General features: G+C 61.1%; 22 protein-coding genes and 2 tRNA genes. 8 read left to right on the plus strand and 16 right to left on the minus strand.

The window, feature by feature from the left end; genetic code table 11:
* Nucleotides 1-50: 50 nt before the first annotated feature.
* Nucleotides 51-1667 (plus strand): phospholipid carrier-dependent glycosyltransferase, encoded by a 1617-nt coding sequence (locus EI293_RS05230; protein WP_125436064.1) that lies wholly within the window; start codon nucleotides 51-53, stop codon nucleotides 1665-1667.
* Nucleotides 1668-1682: 15 nt separating this feature from the next.
* Here the strand turns inward: EI293_RS05230 and EI293_RS05235 are convergent, their stop codons facing one another.
* Nucleotides 1683-2969, minus strand: a complete 1287-nt coding sequence (locus EI293_RS05235; protein WP_125436065.1) for a hypothetical protein — start codon at nucleotides 2967-2969, stop codon at nucleotides 1683-1685.
* Between the two features lie 216 nt (nucleotides 2970-3185).
* Between EI293_RS05235 and EI293_RS05240 the strand changes: the two genes are divergently transcribed.
* Nucleotides 3186-4805, plus strand: a complete 1620-nt coding sequence (locus EI293_RS05240; protein WP_125436066.1) for a hypothetical protein — start codon at nucleotides 3186-3188, stop codon at nucleotides 4803-4805.
* A gap of 59 nt (nucleotides 4806-4864) precedes the next feature.
* Nucleotides 4865-6037, plus strand: a complete 1173-nt coding sequence (locus tag EI293_RS05245) for a GNAT family N-acetyltransferase (RefSeq protein WP_125436067.1) — start codon at nucleotides 4865-4867, stop codon at nucleotides 6035-6037.
* Nucleotides 6038-6079: 42 nt separating this feature from the next.
* Here EI293_RS05245 and coaE read toward each other — a convergent pair whose 3' ends face one another.
* From coaE to EI293_RS05285, 8 genes are all read right to left on the minus strand, one after another.
* Nucleotides 6080-6673, minus strand: coding sequence for a dephospho-CoA kinase (gene coaE / locus EI293_RS05250; RefSeq protein ID WP_125436068.1), 594 nt, complete (start codon nucleotides 6671-6673; stop codon nucleotides 6080-6082).
* 86 nt (nucleotides 6674-6759) lie between these two features.
* Nucleotides 6760-7719, minus strand: a complete 960-nt coding sequence (locus EI293_RS05255; RefSeq protein ID WP_125436069.1) for a YbbR-like domain-containing protein — start codon at nucleotides 7717-7719, stop codon at nucleotides 6760-6762.
* Nucleotides 7720-7841: 122 nt separating this feature from the next.
* Nucleotides 7842-8162 (minus strand): preprotein translocase subunit YajC, encoded by a 321-nt coding sequence (yajC, locus tag EI293_RS05260; protein ID WP_125436070.1) that lies wholly within the window; start codon nucleotides 8160-8162, stop codon nucleotides 7842-7844.
* A 106-nt stretch (nucleotides 8163-8268) separates the two neighbouring features.
* Entirely contained in the window at nucleotides 8269-8796 is a 528-nt protein-coding gene (locus EI293_RS05265; RefSeq protein ID WP_125436071.1) for a DUF1573 domain-containing protein, read from the minus strand.
* Between the two features lie 133 nt (nucleotides 8797-8929).
* Nucleotides 8930-9934 carry an isocitrate/isopropylmalate dehydrogenase family protein gene (locus EI293_RS05270; protein ID WP_125436072.1) on the minus strand — a complete coding sequence of 335 codons (1005 nt, stop codon included), beginning with the start codon at nucleotides 9932-9934 and terminating at the stop codon, nucleotides 8930-8932.
* Nucleotides 9935-10162: 228 nt separating this feature from the next.
* Nucleotides 10163-10474, minus strand: coding sequence for a YtxH domain-containing protein (locus EI293_RS05275; protein WP_125436073.1), 312 nt, complete (start codon nucleotides 10472-10474; stop codon nucleotides 10163-10165).
* A gap of 136 nt (nucleotides 10475-10610) precedes the next feature.
* Complete coding sequence (gene nusB, locus EI293_RS05280) at nucleotides 10611-11795, minus strand: transcription antitermination factor NusB (RefSeq protein WP_125436074.1); 1185 nt, start codon at nucleotides 11793-11795, stop codon at nucleotides 10611-10613.
* A gap of 103 nt (nucleotides 11796-11898) precedes the next feature.
* Nucleotides 11899-12990 carry a Glu/Leu/Phe/Val dehydrogenase dimerization domain-containing protein gene (locus EI293_RS05285; RefSeq protein WP_125436075.1) on the minus strand — a complete coding sequence of 364 codons (1092 nt, stop codon included), beginning with the start codon at nucleotides 12988-12990 and terminating at the stop codon, nucleotides 11899-11901.
* Between the two features lie 480 nt (nucleotides 12991-13470).
* On the opposite strand from EI293_RS05285, the gene EI293_RS05290 reads away from it, so the two are divergent.
* Nucleotides 13471-15255: an ABC transporter ATP-binding protein gene (locus EI293_RS05290; protein ID WP_125436076.1), complete on the plus strand. Its 1785-nt coding sequence runs from the start codon at nucleotides 13471-13473 to the stop codon at nucleotides 15253-15255.
* Between the two features lie 40 nt (nucleotides 15256-15295).
* Here the strand turns inward: EI293_RS05290 and EI293_RS05295 are convergent, their stop codons facing one another.
* Nucleotides 15296-16426: an NAD(P)/FAD-dependent oxidoreductase gene (locus EI293_RS05295; RefSeq protein ID WP_125436077.1), complete on the minus strand. Its 1131-nt coding sequence runs from the start codon at nucleotides 16424-16426 to the stop codon at nucleotides 15296-15298.
* Nucleotides 16427-16530: 104 nt separating this feature from the next.
* The gene (locus EI293_RS22230; protein ID WP_211339470.1) at nucleotides 16531-17001 is read right to left on the minus strand and encodes a T9SS type A sorting domain-containing protein; all 471 of its coding nucleotides are present in this window, start codon (nucleotides 16999-17001) and stop codon (nucleotides 16531-16533) included.
* 297 nt (nucleotides 17002-17298) lie between these two features.
* Between EI293_RS22230 and EI293_RS05305 the strand changes: the two genes are divergently transcribed.
* From EI293_RS05305 to EI293_RS05315, 3 genes are all read left to right on the plus strand, one after another.
* Nucleotides 17299-17372 (plus strand) — tRNA-Pro (locus tag EI293_RS05305).
* Between the two features lie 82 nt (nucleotides 17373-17454).
* Nucleotides 17455-17528, plus strand: a tRNA-Pro gene (locus tag EI293_RS05310).
* 139 nt (nucleotides 17529-17667) lie between these two features.
* Complete coding sequence (locus EI293_RS05315; RefSeq protein ID WP_125436078.1) at nucleotides 17668-18366, plus strand: hypothetical protein; 699 nt, start codon at nucleotides 17668-17670, stop codon at nucleotides 18364-18366.
* An 81-nt stretch (nucleotides 18367-18447) separates the two neighbouring features.
* Here EI293_RS05315 and EI293_RS05320 read toward each other — a convergent pair whose 3' ends face one another.
* From EI293_RS05320 to EI293_RS05340, 5 genes are all read right to left on the minus strand, one after another.
* Complete coding sequence (locus EI293_RS05320) at nucleotides 18448-18972, minus strand: hypothetical protein (RefSeq protein ID WP_044003783.1); 525 nt, start codon at nucleotides 18970-18972, stop codon at nucleotides 18448-18450.
* A gap of 244 nt (nucleotides 18973-19216) precedes the next feature.
* A complete protein-coding gene (locus EI293_RS05325; RefSeq protein ID WP_125436079.1) occupies nucleotides 19217-20989 on the minus strand; it encodes an ABC transporter ATP-binding protein in 1773 nt (590 codons plus the stop codon).
* 116 nt (nucleotides 20990-21105) lie between these two features.
* Complete coding sequence (gene truA, locus EI293_RS05330) at nucleotides 21106-21897, minus strand: tRNA pseudouridine(38-40) synthase TruA (RefSeq protein WP_125436080.1); 792 nt, start codon at nucleotides 21895-21897, stop codon at nucleotides 21106-21108.
* 86 nt (nucleotides 21898-21983) lie between these two features.
* Complete coding sequence (locus EI293_RS05335) at nucleotides 21984-22523, minus strand: GNAT family N-acetyltransferase (RefSeq protein WP_125436081.1); 540 nt, start codon at nucleotides 22521-22523, stop codon at nucleotides 21984-21986.
* Nucleotides 22524-22618: 95 nt separating this feature from the next.
* The gene (locus EI293_RS05340) at nucleotides 22619-23818 is read right to left on the minus strand and encodes a thiolase family protein (protein WP_125436082.1); all 1200 of its coding nucleotides are present in this window, start codon (nucleotides 23816-23818) and stop codon (nucleotides 22619-22621) included.
* Nucleotides 23819-23909: 91 nt separating this feature from the next.
* Here EI293_RS05340 and EI293_RS05345 point away from each other — a divergent pair, with 91 nt between their 5' ends.
* Complete coding sequence (locus EI293_RS05345) at nucleotides 23910-24386, plus strand: DUF4293 family protein (protein ID WP_125436083.1); 477 nt, start codon at nucleotides 23910-23912, stop codon at nucleotides 24384-24386.
* Nucleotides 24387-24474: the final 88 nt, after the last annotated feature.

Below are 24474 nucleotides of genomic sequence, written 5' to 3' on the forward strand. Positions count from 1 at the left end.
CCGGTCTATCAGGCATCTATCCTTCTGCTGATCTGCTTTACCTGTTGCTAATGGCGGTTTCTACTCCCGCAACTCCTGTTCGCTACGCCCCGCGCTGGGTGGTACGCACGTTTTTTGGTGTTTTACTGCTGCTGGGCGCCCTGCTGGTAGCCGATTACGGCGTATCGTGGGATGAGCCAGTGGACCATGCCAATGGGCTGGTAAGCCTGCGCTACCTGGCCGATAAAGTGGCCCCGGCGTGGTCGGCGAACCAGGCCCTGCTGCAAAATTCGCCGGTGCTGGAAGGCTACGTGGAGAATGACCACGGCGCCCTGTTCGAAATTCCGATGGTGCTGTTCGATGTGCTGCGGCCCGGCACCGACACCCGCACGTATCACCTGTTCCGGCACGCCTGCATTTTCCTGACGTGCGTGGGGGGCATCTGGGCGTTATATCGGCTGGCCCTACTGCGGCTACGCAACGGCTACGTGGCCCTGTTGGCTGCCGCGCTGTTCGTGCTTTCGCCCCGCATGTTCGCGGAGTCGTTCTATAGCGGCAAGGATATGGTGTTTCTGGCCACCTTCACGCTGGGCATGTACACGCTGGCACGGCTACTGGAGCGCCCCACCCTGCGCCGCGCTTTACTGCACGGTATTGCCACGGGCGTGGCCGTTGATATCCGCATTCTGGGCATCATGCTGGTCCCGTTTACCCTCACGCTCCTGGCACTGGAGCTCTGGTTTCCGACCGTTCCGGGCAACCGGCGGCGGGTAGCGGGCGTCATCGGGGCGTATCTGGTGTGCGCGGTGGCCGCCATTATCGTTGGGTGGCCGTATTTGTGGGCATCTCCCTTCAACCACTTTCTGGCGGCCTTCGAGAACATGCGCCGATTCCGCTGGCCGGGCTTCGTGCTGTACATGGGCCGGCAGGAGTCGGCGCTGGCCTTGCCCTGGCACTACGCCCCCGTGTGGATGCTGATTACCACGCCCGTCACGTATTCCCTGGCCGCTATTATGGGCCTGCTGGGCGTGACAATGCGGGGAATACGCCGCCCGTTAGAGCTGCTGAAAACCTATAACGGCCGCCTCGATTTGCTGTTTAGCGGCTGGCTCGTACTGCCGGTGTTCATGGTCATTGCCCTGGATTCCGTTATTTATGATGGGTGGCGGCATCTGTATTTTGTATACCCCGCTTTGTTGCTGCTGGCAGTAAGTGCCGGTTGGCAGCTTTGGCAGAGCGGCCGGACTTCCTCCCGGCTCCGGCCGGTGTTGCTGGGCCTGGGAGCCGTAGTGGCCCTAGAAGCCGCCATAACCGCCGTGCGCATGGTGCTGATGCACCCCAATCAGCAGGTGTATTTCAGCTTTTTGCCCGCCGAACAGGTGGAGCAGCAGTTTGAGCGCGACTACTGGGGCCTCTCGTACCGGCAGGGGCTGGAGTATCTGGTGAAACGTCATCCGGAGGGCCAGATTTTTGTGGACCCCACGCACCGCGCGCCTTTCGAGAATAACCGCGAAATGCTGGCCCCCGCCGACCAACAGCGCCTCATTACCGACCCCAACGCCCCGGGCCGCTACTACATTACCGGCTACCGGGATACGCCGGGCCGCGTGACGCCGGAAATGGGCCAGGAAGTATACTCCGTGAAGGCCGGGGGCGTCACGATTCTTTCAGTGTGCAAACGGCCGTAATTCTGTCGCGCCCGATTACGTAGTCGGCATATCGGATTTTGGCAGCCAGCCCAGCCGCCCGGCTACTATCAGCGGGAACAGCAGCAGGGCCGGCTCGGCAAAGAACCGCCACCGGAACCCCACGAAAAACACCAGACTCAACACCCACACGGCCAGCAGCGGCGTGAGCAGCAGCCAATCGGGGACCTGAAAGCGCAGCCCCCGGTAGCGTACCAGCGTGAGGCCCAGGGCCGCTAGAAAAGCCAGATGTACTAGGGCCGTAAACGGGTTCCAAGGCGTGCGGGGCGCATCGGCAATAAAGTTTTCGGGGGAGAAAAACAGGGCCGTCTTGCGGACCCAGAGCCGAAGTTCCGCCGCCGGGTGCGCCGCTACCCACTGCCGGGCCAGTCGGGCGCGGGCCTGGCTTTCCTGATACTGGTTAAGCGAATCGAGCTGCGGAATGTGCCGCCGCACGAACTGGTCGAAAGGCCCCTGGCGCTCGTCCCAGTCGAACATGAAGCGGCCCTGGGTGACGGAGTTGTGGCCCTGCAACAGCTCAAACCCTGCTTGGTTACTGAGCGTGTAGGCTCCGAACAGGCGGTGGTTTTTCTGCAGAACAGGAACGTGCGCCAACCCCAACGCCAGCAGCAGCCCCAGGCTCAGGCCCCACGCCCCGCGCCGCAACGCGGCCGGCTGCCAGCTCATGAGCCCCAGAAACACCGCGAACAGCAGCCCGTACACCGCCAGCAGATACCCTCGCAACAGACACGACAGCACCACACTGGCCGTAATCAGCACCGCATCGGGCCAGCGCAGTGGCCGGCCGCCGTGCAGCCGCAGCAGCTTGTAGACCACCAGCACCAGCAGCGGCAGCGTCAGGTTCTCGAACCACCAGAACGCCCCGATGTAGTACACCACGCCCGGCGACACGGCCCAGAGCCCCGCCCCCAGCCAGGCCGGGCCCGGGGCCAGCCCGAAGTAGCGCAATGTGCGCTGCACGTACAGGCCACCCATCAGGTAGAGGCCGGCGGCGGCGGCGTACACCAGCAGGGTAAGGTAGTGCCGGGGCAGGCCGGTGCGGCTCCAGCCCACGTACACGAACACCGGAAAGCTGGCGTGAAACGAATCGGGGCGGAGCTGCTTGCGTTCGGGGTCCACGCTCACGTAGCCCCGGCCGGCCAGGTAGTTGTCGGCAATGCGGCCGTTGCGGCGCTCATCGTAGTTCCACTCCAGACCCGGGTTCAGACCCAGGTTGAGGGCCAGCCGAACGACGAGCAGCAGCGCGGCCACGGGCCAGATATAGCGGGGAATGGAACGCAGCACGAGGAAACAGGAAACGCAGGTTGGGAATGAATTGCCGAATTTAGCGGCGTTTCCGCAGCTTTCCGTGTCGCTAGGCAGAGGGCAAGATAACCGTGCGGCTTATAGCACTGCCGCTTATTACATCTTTCGTCGTTACAAAAAAAGATGTACCAACGAAAGATGTAACAAGCCGCTTACCCACTGCCTGCTCTTATCTTTTCCTGTTTTTCGCCACTCATGCCGTATTCCCCTGCTCCCATCCGCCCCGTTTGGTTTCGTTGGCTGGTGGGCGCGTTTTTCGGGCTACTGACGCTGCTGGGCGTGGCTTTGCACCGCGACTACGGCGTGGGCTGGGACGAGCAGCTGGACCGGCTCAACGGCATCATCAACGCCAAGTACGTGGCCCTGAAACTGGCTCCCGAACTGGCCCGCCGCCAGGCCACCTTCGCCCAGGTTCCGGACATGCGCGACAACCAGGACGTGGACCACGGCGTGTTTTATCAGTTGCCTTTGGTGGTGCTGGAGAAGGTGGCCCGGGTGGAAGACTCCCGCGACGTGTACTTTTTCCGCCACTTGGTTATCTGGCTGACCTGCGTGGCGGGCACCTATGCCCTGTACCGGTTAGCGGCGCGCTACCTGGGCAGCGGCCCCTGGGGGCTGGCCGTGGCGGCGGCCCTGGTGCTTTCGCCGAGGATGTTTGCCGAATCGTTCTACAACTACAAAGACCTGGTGTTTCTCGGGTTTTTCACCGTGGGCATCGGCACGCTGCAGCGGTGGCTGCGGCGGCCTACTTGGCCCCTGGCGGCTTTGCACGCCGTGGCAGTGGGGGCGGCCATTGATGTGCGCACGATGGGCGTGCTGCTGGTGGCCCTCACCATTGGCTTCGCGGGGCTGGAAGCCTGGGCGCGGCCGGCCCTGTGGCGGCGGCTGGCGGGTGGCCTGCTGCTGATGATACCGCTGCTGGTGGCCGTGGTAATAGCCGGCTGGCCCTATTTGTGGGAGCAGCCCTGGCAGCACTTCACGGCCGCTTTCAGCAGCTTCAGCCGCTACCGCGCCGATATGCTCACGCTGTACCTGGGCCAGGAAATTCCGGTGCAGGCACTCCCCTGGCACTACGTCCTGGTCTGGATGCTGGTAACCACGCCGCTGCCCTACGTGGCCCTGTTTCTGGCCGGCGTGGCCGTGGTGGTGGCCGCTGCCGCGCGCCGGCCGCTGGCCTGGCTCCGCACCGCCGCCGGCCGCTTCGATTTGCTGGTGCTGGCCTGGTTTTTCGGGCCGCTGCTGGCCATTATCGTGCTCAAGTCGGTGGTGTATGATGGGTGGCGGCACCTGTATTTCGTATATCCGGCGCTGCTGCTGCTGGCGGGGCGCGGGGCGCAGGCGGCTTGGCGCGGCTGGCAGCGGGATACTACCCCTGCGGCCCGACTGGCGGGTTACGCGGCGGCCGGTTTGCTGACATTCGGTATCGGCCACACGGCCCTGCGCATGGTGCTCGACCACCCCTACCAGAACGTGTATTTCAGCTTTCTGCCCGGCCCCACCGCCGAGCGGCTGTTTGAGCGCGACTACTGGGGCCTCTCGGGCCGGGAGGGCCTGGAGTGGATTATGGCCCATGATTCCGGCGCCACCGTACCCGTGGCCACCGAGCCCCGCACGGTCCTCATGCTGCACAACGCCCAGCTGCTGCTGCCGCCCGCCGAGCGCGCCCGCCTGCGCATGGTGCCGCCGGCCCAGGCCAGCTATTTCCTCACCACCTACCGCTGGCACCCCGGCCCCTACCCCGACTCCCTGGGCCGGGAAGTGTACACGCGCCGCGTAAATGGCCTTAAATTGCTGTCCGTATTGCGGGTACGATAATAAGTAGTGCCACCGGCTAGTCTCTTACTACCTGCCTCTCCCCTGTTCCTTGCTCCTGTATGCCTCTACTCGAAGTAAATTCCCCGGCCCGCGTCCGGCAGTTTCTGGATTTGCCCACCCGAATCTATCAGAATCAACCTCAGTGGATTTCGCCGCTGGATCATGAGCTTGAGGCCGTTTTCGACCCCAGCAAGAACCCCAACTTCGCCCACGGCGAGGCCATCAGGTGGGTGCTGACCGACGCGGCCGGCACCGTTGTTGGCCGGGTGGCCGCCTTCATCAACCACGAAACGCCCCAGCCCGACCCCACCCAGCCGGTGGGGGGCATGGGCTTTTTCGAGTGCATCGACGACCAGGCCGCCGCCGACGAGCTGTTCGAGGCCTGCCGGCAGTGGCTGGCCCAGCGCGGACTGGCGGCTATGGATGGCCCCATCAACTTCGGGGAGCGGGACCGGTTCTGGGGGCTGCTGACCGACGGCTTCACGGAGCCCAACTACGGTATGTTCTTCCACCAGCCCTACTACCAGCAGCTGTTCGAGAACTACGGGTTTCAGCTGTATTTCAAGCAGTACACCTGCTACCGCGAAGTGGCCACGGCCCTGCATCCCACCTTCGATAAGGCCGCCGAGCGGTACGCCCAGGAGCACCCGGAGTTCAGCTTCCGCCACGCCAACAAGCGCGACGCCGAGAAGCTGGCCCGCGACTTTCACCACGTCTACAACCTGGCCTGGGCCAACCACAGCGGCATCAACCCCATGAGCCTGGACAAGGCCCGCGACTTGGTGAAGCAGATGAAGCCGGTGCTGGACGAGCGGATTCTGTGGTTTGCTTACGATGGCGAGGAGCCGGTGGCCTTCTTCGTGAGCCTGCCCGAGCTGAACCAGATTTTCAAGCATGTGGGCCGCAACTTCAACCTGTGGGCCAAGCTGCGCTTCCTCTGGGAAAAGCGCAAATACGAGCAGCGGCGCGACAAAAAGCTGTTCGGCGTTATCTTCGGGGTGGTGCCGGCCTGGCAGGGCAAGGGCGTGGAAAGCGCCCTGATGGTCCACGCCCGCCACGAGTTCATGCGCGCCGGCTACCACGACATCGAAATGAACTGGATTGGCGACTTCAACCCCCGCATGCTGGCCGTCACGCGCTCCATCGGGGCCCGCATCTACAAAACCCACACCACCTACCGCTACCAGTTCGACCGCACCCGCCCCTTCGAGCGGTGCCCGATTATCCGGTAACGGTATCCAAGTGTCATTGCGAGCAGCGCTAAGCAATAACACTCAGGCCCGGAACTCCGCGTCCAGCCGCAGCACCTGGGGCAGCAGGAGCTGCTCGTCGTCGTTGTAGACCACGTGGTCGGCGCGCTGGAGCTTTTCCTCCTCGCTGAGCTGCTTGCCGATGATGGTGAGAATGTCCTCGGGGGTACGGTGCGGGTCGCGGCGCAGCACCCGGGCCTGACGGATGCTCTGCGGCGCAAACACGGTAATCACCCGGTCGAGCTGCCGGTACGCGCCCGATTCGTAGAGCAGCGCGGCTTCCTTGAGGAGGTAGGCGTGACCCTCGGCCTGGCGGGCCGCCGCCCACTGGGCAAAGTCGCGGCCGACGTGGGGGTGCACCAAAGCGTTGAGGCGGGCCAGCTGGGCCGGGTCGGGGAAGGCCACGCGGGCCAGGTAGGCACGGTTGAGCTGGCCCTGGGCGTCGAAGGTTTCGGGCCCGAAGACGGCCGTCAGCTCGTCGCGCAGCTGTGCATCGTGGGCCATCACCCACTTGGCGCGGGCATCCGAGTCGTACACCGGCGCGCCCAGCGTCTGAAACAACCGGCACACCACACTTTTCCCCGAGCCGATTCCGCCCGTAATTCCGATTCGCAGCATAAACGAGAAGCAAGAAGATAGAAGGCAGTCGTCAGACGTGGAAAGTCAGAAAGATCTCAACGGATTATCCAGCAGCTTGGACTTGCTTACTCACTACGCACCTGTACGCCGCGCGTGAGCACCAGATAGCCCCGGGCCTGGGCCGGCTTCTCCGACAGGAAAGGGCGCAGGCTGGAATCCTGGTTGGTGAACTGGCCATAGTGCAGCTGCACGCGCACCTGCGTGGGTCGGAAACCCACCGTATCCTCCGGAAAAAACTGGAGCCGCACCCGCACCGTGGCCGGCGTGAAGGCGTACGTGCGGCCCGCCGGGGCGTCCAGCAACTCGGGTACCACATCTACCGGAATGGTAATCACGGGGCGGCGCAACAGCCGCACGCGCACATCCTGCACGTTGGTATGGACCAGCTCAGGCCCGCCGATGGGCACCCGAATGTCGCCGGTGGAAGAGCCGGCCGGGGCCGTAGGCAAATGCACCGGATAGGGGTTAGGCAACGTATTCACCTTGCTGGCCGGCCCCTGAAATACCACCTCGGCGGGCTCAAACCGGGCCGCGTAGGGCAAAGCGGCCCCATCGGTGGCGGGGCTCAGGGCCAGCGGCAGGCGACGACTCACCCGGCGGTCCAGCTCCACCCACAGCGTATCAGAGAGCAGGTAGTTGTATTGCAGACCTTCCATAGCCTGCTGCAACGCCGGCCGCAAGGCGCGAGCCGTTAGGTAACGGGTGTTGGCGGGCGTGCTCAGGGTCAGCTCCGCCGGTTTCACATCCAGCAGCAGCTGGCGGCGCAACAGCTTCCAGCCCCGGCCGGTGACATTTACGGGTACCTCGGTGGGCAGCGGCTGCACCGGAATAAACCGACTTTCGTCGTAACGCCAGGCCAGTGGGTACGTGATGCGCGTGGTGTAGGTCTTGTTGAGGGCGTTGAGCAGCCAGAAGGTGCTGGCCGCCAGAAAACACGCCGTTACGGCCCGCCAATAGCTGCGCTCCTCCCCAAAAAAGGGGTCCAGAAACCAACGAAGCAGGCGGGCAGAACGGGCGGATGACACGGCGGCGCGGGTTGGATGGGAAATGCGTATCCCGAAGTACGGCTTCGGCGTCCGGCCAAGGTACTACCCCCGGCGTTCCAACGCGAATAAAGCTGTTCTTCGGGATACGAAACCCGTGGCTGCTACGCCGCCGGGGTGGTGGCTTTGCCGGCTACCTCGCGGGCAATGGCCGAGCGGTCGAAGCGTAGGCGGACGCCTTTATCCACTTCCACCGTCACGGTTTCCTCGCTCATGTCCACCACTTTGCCGTGCAGGCCGCCAATGGTTACCACGTTGGAGCCTTTGCCCAGCGAAGCGCGGAATTTCTTGGCTTCGGCGGAGCGCTTCTGCTGGGGCCGGATCATGAAAAAGTACATCACCACCACCATGCCCACAATGGGCAGGTAGCTGATCAGGCTGCTGGCCGTAGTCGGGGCGGCTTGCAGGAGTAAGGAAGCAAACATGAAAAATAGGGTCAGAGGGTAAAAAACAAAGAGTTGGCGAGCTGTTGGCTGCCCGGCTCAGCCGACCATACCTCAACTCACCAACTCTTTTCCTTATGCATCGGGCTTAGCGGGTGGGGCCGTTTTGGCCGTCGCCGGGGATGTTGGCCTTAATCACCACTTTGGTGATGCTGGGCTGGGTGTTGGCCTGAATGGCTACCTCCTTGTTCTGGATGCCAAACTTGCCGTGCGAGTCAAATTGCACGTCGATGGTGCCTTTGGCGCCGGGGGCAATAGGCTCCTTAGTCCAGTTGGGCGTGGTGCAGCCGCAGCTGGCCGTGGCATTCTCAATGAGCAGCGGCGACTTGCCGGTGTTGGTGAATTCGAAAGTGTGCTTCACCACTTCGCCCTGCTTGATGTTGCCGAAATCATGCTCCGATACGGCGAAGGTCATGACGGGAGCGTTGGGGTTGGGGGCCTCCGTTTCGTTGGTTACGTTGGGGTTGTCAACGGTAGGGTTGGCAGCCGCCTCGTTGGCGTTGGCAGCGGCGGCATTCATGCCCTCGGTGCCCACCTCGGCGGTCTTGTTGTTGTTGCAGGCACCCATCAGCAGCGCGCCGGAAAGCAGAACGGCAGAAAACAGCGTACGTTTCATATGTAGCAGAAAAAGAAGGCCGTCAGTGGTCTTCGGAAAGGTAAAGGTAACACTGAGTTGGTATTAGCCCGCCATTCCGAGCTGGCCGAGGAATCTCAGCCAGCTCGGAATGACGGGCTTTTTACGCAACCTGCTATTTGCCCAGGTTGTCGATGATGGCTTGGGCAAACTCGGAGGTGGAAGCCGAGCCGCCCAGGTCGCCGGTACACTTGGCTTTGTCCTTCAGCGTCAGCTCCAGCGCCTTCTCGATTTTCACGGCCTGCTCATGCTCGCCAATGTGGTGCAGCATCATCAGGGCCGAACGGAGCAAAGCGGTGGGGTTGGCTTTGCCCTGGCCGGCAATGTCGGGGGCCGAGCCGTGGACAGCTTCAAAAATGGCCATATCGTCGCCGATGTTGGCACCGGCCACCACGCCCAGGCCGCCTACCAGGCCGGCGCACAGGTCGGAGAGGATGTCGCCGAACAGGTTGGTGGTCACAATCACGTCAAACTGCTCGGGCTTACCCACCAGCTGCATGCACATGTTGTCGATGATTTTCTCCTCGTACTGCACCTGGGGAAACTCGCGGGCAGCTTCCTGGGCGGCATCCAGCATAATTTTACCGGGCACTTTCAGGATGTTGGCTTTGTGGGCCAGCGTTACCTTTTTGCGGCCGTGCTTGGCGGCGTAGGCAAACGCCGCACGGCAAATGTTGCGGGCGCCTTTCACCGTCACGCGGGCAATGGAGTCGCCGATGCCGTTGTGCTCATCCCAGATTTCCAGGCCGGCGTACAGGCCCTCGGTGTTCTCGCGGAACAGCACCAGGTCAATGCCTTCGTAGCGGGTTTTGATGCCATCGGTGGTTTTGCTGGGGCGCACGTTCTGGTAGAGGTCGTACTTCTGGCGCAGCGTTACGTTGATGCTGCGGAAGCCTTTGCCCACCGGTGTAGTGATAGGACCTTTCAGGGCCACCCGGTTCTTTTCCAGCGAGGTCAGCAAAGCCTGCGGAATCAGCTCACCCGACTGGTCGAAGGTGGTCTGGCCCGCGTTCTGTTCCTCCCACTGCACGGGCACCTGGGCCGCCGCGAAAATATCGGTTACTGCTTTCGTGATTTCGGGGCCAATGCCGTCGCCGGGGATGAGCGTGATGAGATGCATGCTATTGAGTTGGGTTAATGGGCAAGAGGAGGGCGAGCCGGGCCGACGAGGGGAGAGGATAAGAGCAGCTCGCGAAAAAACCGCCGAACCAGCCGGCAAGCTGCCGGCCAATCCCACAATTTTGCACAAAGGTACCGCCTACCGGCGGGTGCTGAAAATGAAAATGTGCGAACGTGCCCCAATAGTTCAGGAGCACATTCGCACATTTTCTACACTTCCCACATTACGCTATACCGTTTTGCGGGAGTTAATCTGGTTGATAAGCTGGTCCACGTCGCCGAGCAGCTGTTCGGCTTTGCTCTTGGCGTCCTGAATCACGCGCTGGCCTTCGCTCTTGGCCGAGCTAGGGCCCTGGTCGGTGCGGCTGGTCACCAGGTTCTCGGTGAGGTCGGCCAGGGTTTCGCGGTATTTCTCCAGCTGATAGCTTAGCCAGCTGCGGGTTTCGCGGCCCTTTTCGGGCGCGTACAGAAGTCCGATTACGGCCCCGGTGAGGGCGCCGCCGGCGAAGCACAGGATGCCGGTGGTGGTTTTGCTACCCATGGTTCTTATTTAGAAGTGAGTACAGGTGGAAAATGGCGTGAGCATTGGGAGTGCCCAATACTACGTAAAAAAGCGCCGGAAGATATGTGGCATTACCGGAACGTCATTCCGAGCCTGCCGGGGAATGACGGGCTGCTTACTGGTTGTCCAGCAAGCCCCGGCCCGACTTGCGGATGGCGCCGCTGGCCGTCAGGTCCTGGGCCAGCTTGTCCAGAATACCGTTCACGAACTGCTTACTCTTGGGCGTGCTATACATCTTGCTGATTTCGATGTACTCGTTGATGGTCACCTTCACGGGAATGGCCCGGAACAGGTGCATCTCGCAGAGGGCCATCTTCAGCAGAATCTTGTCGGTAAGCGCCACGCGCTCCACGTCCCAGTTCTGTACCGATTCCGCAATGAGCTGCTCGTACTTCTCGTCGTCGGCCAGGGTTTGCTGGTAGAGGCTTTCCGCGAACTCTTTGTCCTCCTGCCAGTTGGCCGACAGAGACATGAGCACCAGGGTTTCATCGGCGGCCTCATCGAGCATCTTCACCGTTTTGATTACCAGGTTTTTCACCACAGCGCGGTTTTCCTCCCAGTTCAGGTCGTCCTCCTCAATGTAGGCGGGCAGGCTGGTGCCTTTGAACACGTAGGTTTTGTAGAGGTGCTTGAGTATTTCCTGGTCTTCCTCGTAGCTGCCGGCCGGAGCGGCCAGGTAGCTCAGCAGCTCGGGGTCCTGCTTCATCTCATTGCGCCAGGCGGTACGCAAAGCGTCCAGCTCGTCCTCGCCGTGCCAGCGCATGGAGCGCCGGATGGTGAGGTCCTGCAGCTGCAGGTTGTTGATGAGCTTCTCAATGGCCTTGTTTTCCAGCAGGCGGGTGGCATCCAGTAGGGGCTCCTTGGCGGCTGTGAGGCGACGGGAGTCGCGCACCCGCTCCTCCTCAATCACCTGCAGCAGGGCTTCCGGAATATTGAGCAGGTGAATGTACTGGTTATGAATGCTTTCGGCGGCGTACACCATCTGACCAGCGTAGTACGTGGCGTCCTTGGCCACGGCCTTGCGGTAGTACTTGATGGCCTCCTTCACCGCGTCGTTCACGTCGGCATCCTCGGTGGCTTCCGGCTCCTCGCCAGATTTGTGCCACTCCTTGAAGATGAGCTCGGCCATTTTGCGCTGGCCCTGCAACAGCTTGCGGTCCTGGGGCTCGGGCGAGTTCAAATCGGGCGCGAAGGCATCCGCAATCTGGTCGATGGCAAGTGAAAAATCGGACCCGACAGCCTGATGATAGGCGTACAGAGCCTGCATGACCTTGATGCGGAGCGTGCGACGGTTGAGCATTCTGGGGAGGTGAAGTTGTGATTTAGTGATTTAGTGACTTAGTGAGTTGGCTATTCTGATGGAGCAGCCAACTCATTAAGTCACTAAATCACTAAATCACCGTTTAGTAAGTTGATTTAACCTTGCCGATGGCGGCAATGCGCTCCTCGGCCTGGCGGGTGGCGGCGGCCTGGGGGTGGCTGCCTTCCTGCTCGGCTTTGTTGAGCACCTGGGTGGTGATGTCGTAGATGCGCTCCGTCTGGGTCATCACCGACTGGCGGTTGCCACCCTGCACCTCGGAGCACACGTTGATGAGGCCACCAGCGTTGATGAGGAAGTCGGGGGCGTAGATGATGCCGCGTTGCACCAGGGCCGGGCCGTGCACGTTCTCATCGGCCAGCTGGTTGTTGGCGCAGCCGGCCACCACGCGGGCTTTCAGCCGCTGAATGGTGTCGTCGTTGAGGGTAGCACCCAGCGCGCAGGGCGAGTAGATGTCCACGTCCTGGTCGTAGATTTCGTCCAGGCCTACCATGCGGGCGTTGAAGCGGGCGGCGGCCTCCAGGGCCCGGTCTTCGTAATAGTCGCAGAGCACGATCTGGGCGTCTTCCTTCTGGAGGTAATCCATCAGGTAGGTGCCCACGTGGCCTACACCCTGCACGGCCACGCGCTTGCCGGCCAGCGAGTCGGAGCCAAAGGCTTTCTGCGCGGCGGCTTTCATACCCATGTAGGTGCCGTAGGCCGTTACCGGCGACGGGTCGCCGCTGCCGCCCATGCTCTCGGGCAGGCCCGAAACGTGCTTGGTTTCCATCCGGATGTACTCCATGTCCTTGGTGGTCATGTTCACATCCTCGGCCGTAATGTACTTGCCGTTCAGGTTCTGCACGAAGCGGCCGAACTTGCGCAGCAAAGCCTCCGTCTTCATGGTTTTGGCGTCGCCGATGATAACGGCCTTGCCCCCACCCAGGTTCAGGCCCGAAATAGCGGCCTTATACGTCATGCCCCGGCTCAGGCGCAGCACGTCGTTCAGGGCCTCAGCCTCGGAGGTGTAGTGCCACATGCGGGTACCGCCCAGGGCCGGCCCCAGCACCGTGTTGTGAATGCCGATAATGGCCTTCAGCCCGGTTTCATGGTCGTGGCAGAACACAACTTGCTCATGCTGATACTCGGCAATTTGCCCGAAGACCGACGATTCGGTCAGCACTTTCGTTTCTACCATAAGAAGGGGTGGAAAAAAGAGGTGGGTGGGGTGGTTATCGTACCTTTGCGGGGCCTTCGGGCGGGAATTGTGCTCCGTGTCTCGCTTGAACGAATGACAACGCCTCCTGGCTGTTTTCCCGTCGTTCAATGAAACCCGCAGCCCACTTCCGATTCGGGTGGCCGCCCGCAATGCGGGTGCAAAAGTACGCCGTTTTTCCGATTTCAGCCCGCTGCCTCCCGACTTTATCGGAAGTTTAGAGGTTTGGAAGCTAGAAAGTTAGCGGGTGCCGTCCGGTGCTGGCTGCCCGCCGGTAAACCGTTCTGCAAACTTTTAACTTTCTAGTAGCCAAACTGCTACTTATCGGGTGTTGCTGTTGAGAATCTGTTAGACCAACCCCGTTGTTCGTCATTCCCCGCAAGCTCGGAATGACGTTCCTTGCTCTCCGCCCAACAACCCCGGCCCCACCGGCTGTGTCTTTCTACTTTCCCCGTTCCATCCGTGCGCGCCCTTTCTGCTACCAATAAGTATCTGTTTCGCTACAAGTGGCACTTCCTGGGTGGGGTGCTGTTTGTGGCCCTGAGTACGCTGCTGGCCATCTTCCCGGCCCAGATTGTGCGCTACGCCTTCGATTTGGTGGGGGAAGGCATCGACCTCTACCACCTCTACGCCGGCACCCGGGCCCAGAGCCAGGTGTACGAGCTGTTTGGGCGCAACGTGCTGCTCTACGGCATCCTGATTCTGCTGATGGCGCTGCTGCGCGGCATCTTCCTGTTCTTCATGCGCCAGACGCTCATCGTGATGAGCCGGCACGTGGAAAACGACCAGAAAAACGAAATCTACCAGCACTACCAGTCGCTGCCGCTGAGCTTCTACCGCCGCCACAGCACCGGTGACCTTATGTCGCGGATTTCGGAGGATGTGGGGCGGGTGCGTATGTACATCGGGCCGGCGCTCATGTACTTCATGCAACTCGTGATTCTGTTCGTGCTCATCGTGCCGCTCATGTTCATGGTGAACGTGAAGCTCACGCTGTACACGCTGCTGCCGCTGCCCATCCTGAGCGTGAGCATCTTCTACGTGAACAACCTGATTGAGAAGAAATCCGACGAGATTCAACGCTCTTTGGCCGGCATGACCACTTTCGTGCAGGAGGCGTTTTCGGGCATTCGCGTGATTAAGTCGTTTGTGCGGGAGGAGGATTCGCGGCAGCAGTTTGCGGCGGCTTCGGAGGAATACAAGCAGAAGTCACTGAGCCTGAACTTTGTGAACTCGCTGTTTTTCCCGCTGATTCTGTTTCTGATTGGGCTGAGCACCATCATCACCGTCTGGATTGGCGGGCAGGAAGTTATCCGGGGTACCATCACCACGGGCAGCATTGCCGAGTTCCTGATTTACGTAAACCTGCTCACCTGGCCCGTTACGGCTTTGGGCTGGACCAGCTCCCTGGTGCAGCGCGCCGAGGCCTCCCAGGCCCGCATCAACGAGTTCATGCACCAGCAAACCGACATCGTGTCGCGCCGCAACCTGGAGCTGGACCTGAAGGGCGACATCGTGTTCGACCACGTTTCGTTCACCTACCCCGACACCGGCATCCAGGCCCTGCGCGACGTATCGTTCCGCATCCGCCACGGCCAGACGCTGGCCGTTATCGGCAACACCGGCTCGGGCAAAAGCACCGTAGCTGCTTTGCTGGCCCGCCTCTACGACGTGACGGAAGGCAGCATCCGGGTGGACGATGAGGACGTGCGCGACCTGTCGCTCAAAACCCTGCGGGGCCAGATTGGCTACGTGCCCCAGGACGTGTTCCTGTTCTCCGACAGCATCCGCAACAACATCAACTTCGGCCTCGACCAGCCCGATGAGGCCCGCATGCAACAGGCCGCCAAAGATGCCAACGTGTACGAGAACATCCTGCGCTTTCCCGAGGGCTTCGATACGAAGCTGGGCGAGCGGGGCATCACGCTGTCGGGCGGCCAGAAGCAGCGCGTGAGCATTGCCCGGGCGCTGGTGAAAGAGCCCAAAATTCTGATCCTCGACGATGCCCTTTCGGCCGTGGATACCAACACCGAAAACGCTATTTTGAACGCGCTCCAGCGCATTATGCACAACCGCACCAGCCTCATCATCAGCCACCGGGTAAGCTCGGTTAAGCTGGCCGACGAAATCCTGGTGCTCGACGACGGCCAGATTGTGCAGCACGGCACCCATGAGGCCCTCATGCAGGACCAGAACGGCCTCTACCGGGCGCTCTACGAGCGGCAACTGCAGAGCGAGGAAGCATAATTGTCATTGCTTCGTCGTGCCTCCTCGCAATGACAGAGAATCAACACATCAACTGTGCGGCCTGCCAGCCGCTGCCGGCCCCTAGCGCCACGCCCATCCCGTTGCAGCGCACGGCCACGAACAGGCCCGGCTGCACCTCCCGGATGATGGGTTCCAGCTCCCGCCCGAAAGCCATGACGCCGCTCCAGCGGTAGTCGATGCGGGGGCGGCGGCCGGGCACAATGACTTCGTGCAACAGCTGTTCCAGCCGCTGCTGCACCACCGGGGTGAGGCCAGGCTCGGTGGTTTCCTCGGCCTGAAAATCGAGGTTGCGGCCGCCGCCCAGCAGCACCCGCTCCCCCACCTGCCGGAAATACGTGTAGCCCTTATCGTAGTGAAACGTGCCGGGCAGGTGCAGGCCGGGTATGGGCTCCGTTACGAGCACTTGGCCCCGGCCGGGCACTACGTCCAACTCGGGCACTAACTGGTGGCTGAAGGCATTAGTAGCCACTAGCACCTGTTCGACCGTTAGTTCCAGGCCATCCAGCTGCACACGCACGCCAGCAGTTCCGGCCTCCACACCCAGCACCGGGCAGCCGTGTAGCACCGTGACGCCCGCGGCCCAGACCCGTTGCAGCAGCGTCAGCATCATCCGGCCGGTATCAAGGCTGCCTTCGGCGGTATTTTCCAGCATCACCTGTACGCCACCCAGACCCAGGGCCGGTAGCTGGGTCGAGGCATCACGGAAGATGTTGGCGTGGCCGATGATGGGGGCCAGCAGCGCATTATAGTAGCCCAGGTGTTCCCGGCAGGTAGTAGCCAGCGTAGCTTCCTCGGGTCGAAAAAGCTCGTAGCCGCCTTCCGGCCGGTAGTTGATGGCCTCGTCGCCGAGCAGCTCACGCAGGCGGCGCAGACCTTCCCAGCGGGCCTGTACCACGCGCAGCAGGCCATCAGTACCGCCACGCAGCTCCTGCTCCCGTAGCTCCGAGATGCTGCCGAAACAGGCGAAACCCGCGTTTTTAGTGCTGGCTCCGTTGGGCAACGTATCGCGCTCCAGCACCAGCACCCGGGCCGTAGGCCGCAGTTGCCGGAGGTAGATGGCCGCCGTCAGCCCCACCAGCCCCGCCCCGATTATCACCACATCCGCGCCTTGCAGAAACGTCTGTTGCTCCCAGTACGACAGGTTTTTCATGAGCAGTTGGTAAAGTAGCAGCCGAAATCCGCCGGAAGTTCGGACAAAGCAAAAGCCCCGTAAAATAATATTTACGGGGCTTTTACAAAAAACAGAGCCGTGGTTTATTGGCCGACCATCACACGTTTAAGGCCGCGCCGTTCCCCGGAAGTGCATTGCACGATGTAGGAGCCGGCGGGCAGGTTACTTACATCCAGTACGGCGGCGGCATCCCCCGAAATCAGGTCCCGGGTCAGCACGGGGCGGCCATCGGTACCGTTGAGTTCTATGCGGGTGGGGCCGGTGGCATCGGTACGCACCGTGAGGCGCTTGGTCAGCGGATTAGTTTCAGCCCGCACCTTCAGGGCGTTGGTGTTGGGCGTGGGGTCCATCATCTTGTCGGTGATGAGGGCCGGGGCCGCCACGGCTACCAGCGGAGCAGCAACTGCCGCCGGCTTGGGGGCCGGGGCCACCGGTTTGGCGGCAGCCGCAGCCGGTTTCGGGGCCGGTTTGGCCACGACTTTGGTTTGCGCCTGCGCAAATTGCCCCGTCAGGAGCAATGCCAGCAAGCAACCCAGAAAAGTAAAAGTTTTCATACGCGTTCCTGTCAGATTATGTGAACGATACGGCCGAGTAAAGGTACGAAACTCTACCCCCATATCGGATTGGTCGAGCTCAAAGCACATGAGCTTCTCTGAGGCAATAAACGAGCCAGAGCATTTTTTTATTTCGGGAGGCCCATATTTTCCCGTTTCTTCAACTCCCACATTCTGAAACAGCTACATATCAACCGCGCGCACTATGCCGGCTATACCCGGCGGTGACAGCAGAAAAAAACCCGGCGGAAGTTGTGCACATGTCGTTTCCTGCGTTACATTTGCATCACAATTCCTCGGGGTGTAGCGTAGCCTGGTATCGCGCCAGCATGGGGTGCTGGAGGTCGTAGGTTCGAATCCTGCCACTCCGACCGAAGAGTTATCTGATCGAAAAGCCTCTGGGAACCCCACCCGGAGGCTTTTTTTCGACAGTTGAGTACCTGAATTAGCATTCGGGGTGTAGCGTAGCCCGGTATCGCGCCTGCTTTGGGAGCAGGAGGCCGCAGGTTCGAATCCTGCCACCCCGACCTTGGTATTCTCTCCCTGAAAAAGCCCGCTGAACTCCGGTTCGGCGGGCTTTTTCGCATTTAATGCTATTGTTGGTTCGGTTTATGCTAAAAAGGTTCCACTCATCGAAACTTTTTATCACCTTCTTTAATCCATTGTATGTATCGTTCTTTTTTGCTGACCATGGGGCTCAGCATGTTGGCCTTATCGGCAGAGGCACAGATTACCGAGGGTACCAAATTACTGGGCGGCAGTGTGGGATACACTCGGTCAACCACCACTGCAACTTATGGCAACCCGTCTTTGCCGGCTGTTCTGCGCGAACAAGAGTATACCAATCGTAATCTGAGCATTAGCCCGCAGGTTGGCCTATTTATCGCCGATAACGTAGCGGCCGGCCTCTCCGTAGGATATACCTCCCGCAAGCAAACCAGCCCTTATTACACTGGCCCGGCCCCCGACCTGTACCAGCGTAGCGTTACCGGCAACTCCTTTCGGGTAGCGCCTTATCTGCGCTATTACTATATGCCTACGGCCACATTTGGCGTTTTCGGGCACTTGATTGCCTCTTACGATAAGTGGAGCGACAAATACACGGATAACGCGCCAGGAACGTCAGTGGGTGAAAACCAAGGCCATAATATTGGCCTGAGCATCATACCTACTATGGTCTTCTTTCCAGTTGAGAAAGTGGGCTTGGAACTGGCTTTCGGAAGTATTGGATACAACCGAGGCTCTTCCACATCAGGTTCGTCCATCCCAAACGGGTTCGAGGATAAAAATGTCGGCTCTAGCTTTGGGGCAAACTTTGGATTCAATCAGCTTACCCTAGGCGCATCCTATTATCTCAGCCGCTAATCTGTCACCTCCTGGTACCAGATTCCAAAACGCCCACCCGGATACACTATCTGGGTGGGCGTTCGGCGTTACGGGAAGCCGCTACTTCAACACGGCCAGCACTTCCGGCTCGCCTTCGTCGGGGAAGCGTTCCAGGTAGATGTGCTGGAGGGTGAGCTTCTGGGCGGCGGCGGCGTCTTTCACGCCGGTGTACAGCTTGTCGGGGGCCAGCAGGTAACTGGCGTTGATGCGGGCGCGAAGTACGCGCTGACCGGCCGCGAAGGTGCGGTAGCGGTAGCCGGCGGGCAACTGCTGGGCGGTGGTATCGGCCACGAACACGCCCACGAATACCTTGGCCTGGTCGCGGGAGCTTTCGGGGCTGTTGTAGAAAATGTTGCCGAAGTCGCCGCGTAGCTTGCCGGCTTTGCGCAGGTTGTAGGCCTCGCGGGTCAGGTCGCCGAAGGCTTCATCCTGGGCCGGGCCTTCGTAGTAACGGCCGGCCAGGAAGTAGGGCTGCGCGGTAGTTTCCCGGGTGACGACGGCCGCCTTGAAGCCGCCCATTTTCCAGTAGGCCACCGAGAAACCCAACGTCAGCAGCAGGGCTAGGGCGAGAAAAATTCTGTTCATTCTGTAAGAGAAGTGAGAAAGCTGAAAGCAGTTTCCGGTTCGGAGACGCAAAGAAACAACAGAACGTCATGCTGAGCTTGCCGAAGCATCTCGCGTGCTGACGTTAGGGTGGTATTGCAACCTCAGCACGCGAGATGCTTCGGCAAGCTCAGCATGACGTTCTGGGGGTCTGAGTTACCACTGCAACCTCAGCACGCGAGATTCCTCGGCAAGCTCGGAATGACGTTCTGGTATGTTCCCCGGCCTATTGCAGCACGTCCTTGTACTGCATCTGGTAGAGGTTGGCGTAGAAACCCTGGTGGCGCAGCAGTTCCTCGTGGGTGCCGGCCTCCTTGATTTCGCCCCGGTCGAGCACGATGATCTGGTCGGCTTTCTGGATGGTGCTCAGGCGGTGGGCAATGACAAGGCTGGTGCGGCCCTGCATCAGCTTTTCAATAGCCTGCTGAATCAGCTCCTCGGTTTCACTATCTACCGATGAGGTGGCCTCGTCCAGAATGATGATGCGCGGCTGGTACACCATGGCCCGCACGAAGCTGATGAGCTGGCGCTGGCCCACGGAAAGCGTCGCGCCGCGCTCCATCACCTGGTAATCGAGGCCACCTGGTAGGCGCTCGATAAAGCGGCGGGCCCCCACCAAGTCGGCAGCTTCCCAGATCTGGGCGTCGGTGATGTCGGTTTTGCCCAAGGTGATATTGTCGCGGATGGCCCCAGCAAACAGGAACACGTCCTGGAGCACCACCCCGATGTGGCGGCGCAGGTCCTTGAGGTCGTACTCGCGCAGGTCGTGGCCGTCGATGCGGATGGTGCCTTTGTTGATTTCGTAGAAGCGGCTGAGCAGGTTGATGATGCTGGTTTTGCCGGCCCCGGTGGCGCCCACGAAGGCAAACGTCTGGCCGGCCTTCACCGAGAAATCCACGTCGCGCAGCACCCATTCCTCGTCGTTGTAGGCAAACCACACGTGCTCGAAATCCACGTCGCCGCGCAGGTCGGCGGGGGCGTAGGTGCCGTTGTCGGCAATGAGCTCCTTGCTATCCAGCAGCTTGAGCAGCCGCTCGGTGCTTACCAGGCCCAGTTGCAGGGTGTTGAACCGGTCGGCAATCTGGCGGATGGGGCGGAAGAACAGGGCGTTGTACATGATGAAGGCAATGAGCGCGCCCTTGGAGATGGTGCCCTCAATCTGGCCCTGGGCAGCGTACCACACCAGCAGGCCCACGCCGGCGGCGGCCAGTACCTCGGCCACCGGGAAGTAGATGCTGTAATAGAGCACCGAGCGGATGTTGGCGCGGGTATGCTCCTGGTTGATGGCCTTAAACTTGCGCAGCTCCCGCTCCTCGTTATTGAAAATCTGCACCACGTTCATACCCGTCAGGTGTTCCTGCACGAAGGAGTTGAGGCTGGCCACGGCCGTACGCACCTCCTGGAACGACTTCTTCACCTTCTCCTTGAACACGTACGTGCTGAACAGCAGGGGCGGAATCACCGAGAGGCTGATGAGCGTCAGCCGCCAATCAATGTAGAACATGAACGACACGATGAACACCAGCTGCAGAATGTCGCCAATCATGGCGGCCAGTCCCTCGCTGAACACGTCGGAGAGGGTTTCCACGTCGGAAATGTTACGGGTAACCAGCTGTCCGATGGGCGTCTTGTCGAAGAACTTGAGGCGCAGGTCGAGGATGTGCTTGTAGAGGTCCACCCGGATGTCGCGCACGATGTACTGGCCCAGCCAACCCCCGAAGTATGTTTGCAGGTAGCTGACAATGGCGTGGGCCACCAGCAGCACCAGTAGCAGCCCGAACATGCGGTTGAGCCCCTGCCAGTCGCCTTCCTCAATGGTCACGTCCACCATCTGCTGAATGAGGAAGGGCCGCAGCGTGCCCAGCACGGCGGTGGCAATGGTGAGGAAGATCAGGAAGTAAAACACGCGCTGGTAGGGCCGCACGTACACCATCAGCCGCCGCAGCACCTGCCAGTCGAAAATATTGCCGCTTTTGGGGGCGGTAGTTGCTTGCTCCATTTCGGGTTGTTGGGTGGGGGTGGTCAGAGGGTAACTGGCAGGCGCGGGTATGGGTTGGGTAAGAAGGACAGAGAAACGTTAGAACGCCATTCCAGCCGCGCAGCTTTACCGGGGCACTACACTTCGGAGAAGTACGGCAAACCGGTGGGCAACGCTGCATCCCCCAGAATTTCAGCCGGATATTCCACGCGGCACAGGAACAGACCGTTGGCCAAAGCCGCGCCGCCGGCGTGCACCCGGTTGAGGCTGCGGAATATTTCCCCGAATTCCTGCGGCGTCATCTTGCCCCGGCCCACGCTCAGCAGCGTGCCCACCACCAGCCGCACCATGCCCCGCACGAAACGGTTGGCCCGAATGCGGAATACCAGCCCACCCGGCTCCTCGTGCCAGCCGGCCTCCAGGCAAGTGCAGTTGTAGTGCTTTTCGGCGCCTTTCACCTTGGAAAACGTGGTAAAATCGTGGGTACCGAGCAGCATAGCCGCCGCCTCGTTCATGGCCGCCACATCGGGGGCGCGGTCGAGGTAGAGGCTGAAGTTGGCGGCGAACGGGTCGGGCGTGAGGCGCACGTGGTACTCGTAGGTCCGGATTTTGGCGCTGAAGCGGGCGTGAGCGTCGGGCGGAACCGGGTGCAGCACCTGGCAGCGGATGCTGGGCGGCAGCGCGCGGTTGAGACGGTAGAGCAGCGTGGGCACATCCAAGCCAGCGGGCAAATCGGCATCGAAGTGCGCTACCTGGTGGCTGGCATGCACGCCCGAATCGGTGCGGCCGCTGCCCAGGCAGTACACCGGCTGCCGCAGCACCTGTGAGAGGCAGCGGTCCAGTTCCTGCTGCACAGTCGTCACGCCCGGCTGAATCTGCCAGCCGTGAAACGCGGAGCCGTCGTAGGCCAGGTGAAGGAAGTAGCGCATATCAGTTGTTCGTTTTTCGTTATCAGTTGTTAGTGGCTGTTTTTCAGTAATTGAGAGCCGACAATTAATAACCGATAACCCGCCACTCATACCACCAGCGCGAACAGCAACGAATCCTGCACGATGCCCTCTTTTACCACGCTATGGCGCAGACGGGCTTCCTGCGTGTAGCCGGCTTTTTCCAGCACGCGGGCAGAGGCGGGGTTGCTTTCAAAAACCACCGCGTAAAGGCGGCAGACGTCGAAATGGGCCAGCACGTAGGCCGAGGCGGTTTGCACGGCGGCCGTGGCCAGCCCGCGCCCCCAGCAAGCCGGCGTGAGCCAGTACCCGATTTCGGCGGAGTGGCGGCGCACGTCGGTTTTGAAATGGACGCCGAGGCTGCCGACTGCTTCGCCATCTACCTCCAGGGCCAGGTGCAGGTCGCGGGTGCTGTCGGCTACCAGGCAGAGGAAGAATTCCGCGTCCTGGGCCGTGTAAGGATACGGGAACGTGTCGCGCAAATTCCGGGCAATACGCTCATCGTTGGCGTAGCGGGCCAGGGCGGCGGCATCGGAGAAGCGCCAGGGCCGCAGCCGCGCCCCGGCCACTGGCAAGGCAAGCGTCGGAGTGAGGAGCGAATCGGCCATCAGGTAAATGGTTCTTTGTCATTCCGAGCGAAGCGAGGAATCTGAGTTAGCCTTCAACGATTAACTCAGAGTCCTCGCTTCGCTCGGAATGACACTTACATTTTCTCGTAAATCACGGCGGCACCCTGGCCTACGCCCACGCACATGGTGGCCAGGCCGTAGCGGACACCCTCGCGGCGCTGCATTTCGTGAATCAGGGTAGCCGTGATGCGCGAGCCGCTGGCTCCCAGCGGGTGGCCGATGGCAATGGAGCCCCCGTTCACGTTCACCTTGGTCAGGTCGAGGTCCAGGTCGCGCACACAGGCAATGCTCTGGGCAGCAAAGGCTTCGTTCAGCTCAATCAGGTCCATATCCTGCAGCGTGAGGCCGGCCCGTTGGAGCACCTTTTGGGTGGCCGGCACTGGGCCGAGGCCCATGTAGGCCGGGTCGACGCCGGCCACGGCCGAGGCTACTACCCGGGCCAGCGGTTTCAGGTTATACTGCTTCAGGGCCTCCTCACTCACTAGCAGCACGGCGGCAGCACCGTCGTTGATACCGGCCGAGTTACCGGCCGTCACGGTGCCATCCACCTGAAAAGCCGGCCGCAGACTAGCCAGCTTTTCGAGGCTGGAGAGGCGCGGGGGCTCGTCCTGGTCAAAGAGGGCCGTGTCGCCTTTGGGCTGCGGGATGAACACGGGGGAAATCTCCTTGCGGAAGCGGCCTTTCTCGAAGGCCCGCTGGTACTTGCGCTGCGAGTCGAAGGCAAACTGGTCCTGCTCCTCCCGGGTGATATTGTAGCGGCGGGCCACGTTTTCAGCCGTTTCGCCCATGGCGTAGGGGTGGTGCATCTTCGAGAGCTTGGGGTTCACGAAGCGCCAGCCCAGGGTGGTATCGTGGGCCATGAAGTCGCGGGCAAAGGCAGTGGCCGATTTGGCCATCACGAAGGGCGCGCGGGTCATGCTTTCGGCTCCACCGGCCAAGTACACCTCACCCTCCCCGGCCCGGATGGCCCGGGAAGCATCCATGATGCTTTGCAGGCCCGAAGCGCAGAGGCGGTTCACCGTAATACCGGGCACCGTGATGGGCAGGCCGGCCAGCAGCGCCGCCATGCGGGCCACGTTGCGGTTGTCCTCACCGGCCTGGTTGGCGGCCCCGATAATGACGTCTTCAATGGCCGTTTTATCGAGCGAGGGGTTACGGCGCAGCAGCTCACGCAGCACGTGAGCGGCCATATCATCGGGACGGACGCTGCTGAGGGCGCCACCAAATTTTCCTATCGGGGTGCGGACGGCGTCCACAATGTATGCAGTAGGCATCAGGTCAAATGCGTTATTCCGGTCGTAGTTGGCTACTTTTGCCGGCCCTGCGGGGCAGCTTTCACCTAAGCCGAACTATCAAAACACAAAGATGATACAAAGAATCCAAAGCGTTTTCCTGCTGTTGCTGGCCCTGGCTATGCTGAGTGTGCTGTTTTTGCCCATCTGGAGCAAGTTCGACCCAATCAGTAAGCAGACCATCGTGCTGACGGCCACCCAACTGGCTTATGCGAAGGCCGACGCCGGTATGTCGGTACCGACGGCTACCTGGCCCATTGCCGTACTGGCCGTGGCTTCGGCCGCCGTGGCCGTGCTGGAAATCTTCCAATTTCGCAACCGGTTCAATCAGCTCAAGCTGGGGGCACTCAACTTTCTGCTGATTGTGGGCACCATTGGGGCCGGCTTCTACTACTCGGGCGTGGGCGAGCGGCTGCTCAACATCAAGATTCCGGGCGAGTTTGCGGCCGGGTTCTACCTGCCCACCCTGGCCCTGCTGCTGAACCTGCTGGCTAACCGCTTCATCCGCAATGACGAGCGGCTGGTGCGCAGCCAGGACCGTTTGCGGTAACGGCCCTTACTTTCTCAACTAAAGCTCCGGTTATGGTTAACCGGAGCTTTTTTGTTCTTTTTTTTTCAGGAATTTTTCCGCGAGTTAT

Source organism: Hymenobacter perfusus (assembly GCF_003944765.1).
GTDB classification, from domain to species: domain Bacteria; phylum Bacteroidota; class Bacteroidia; order Cytophagales; family Hymenobacteraceae; genus Hymenobacter; species Hymenobacter perfusus.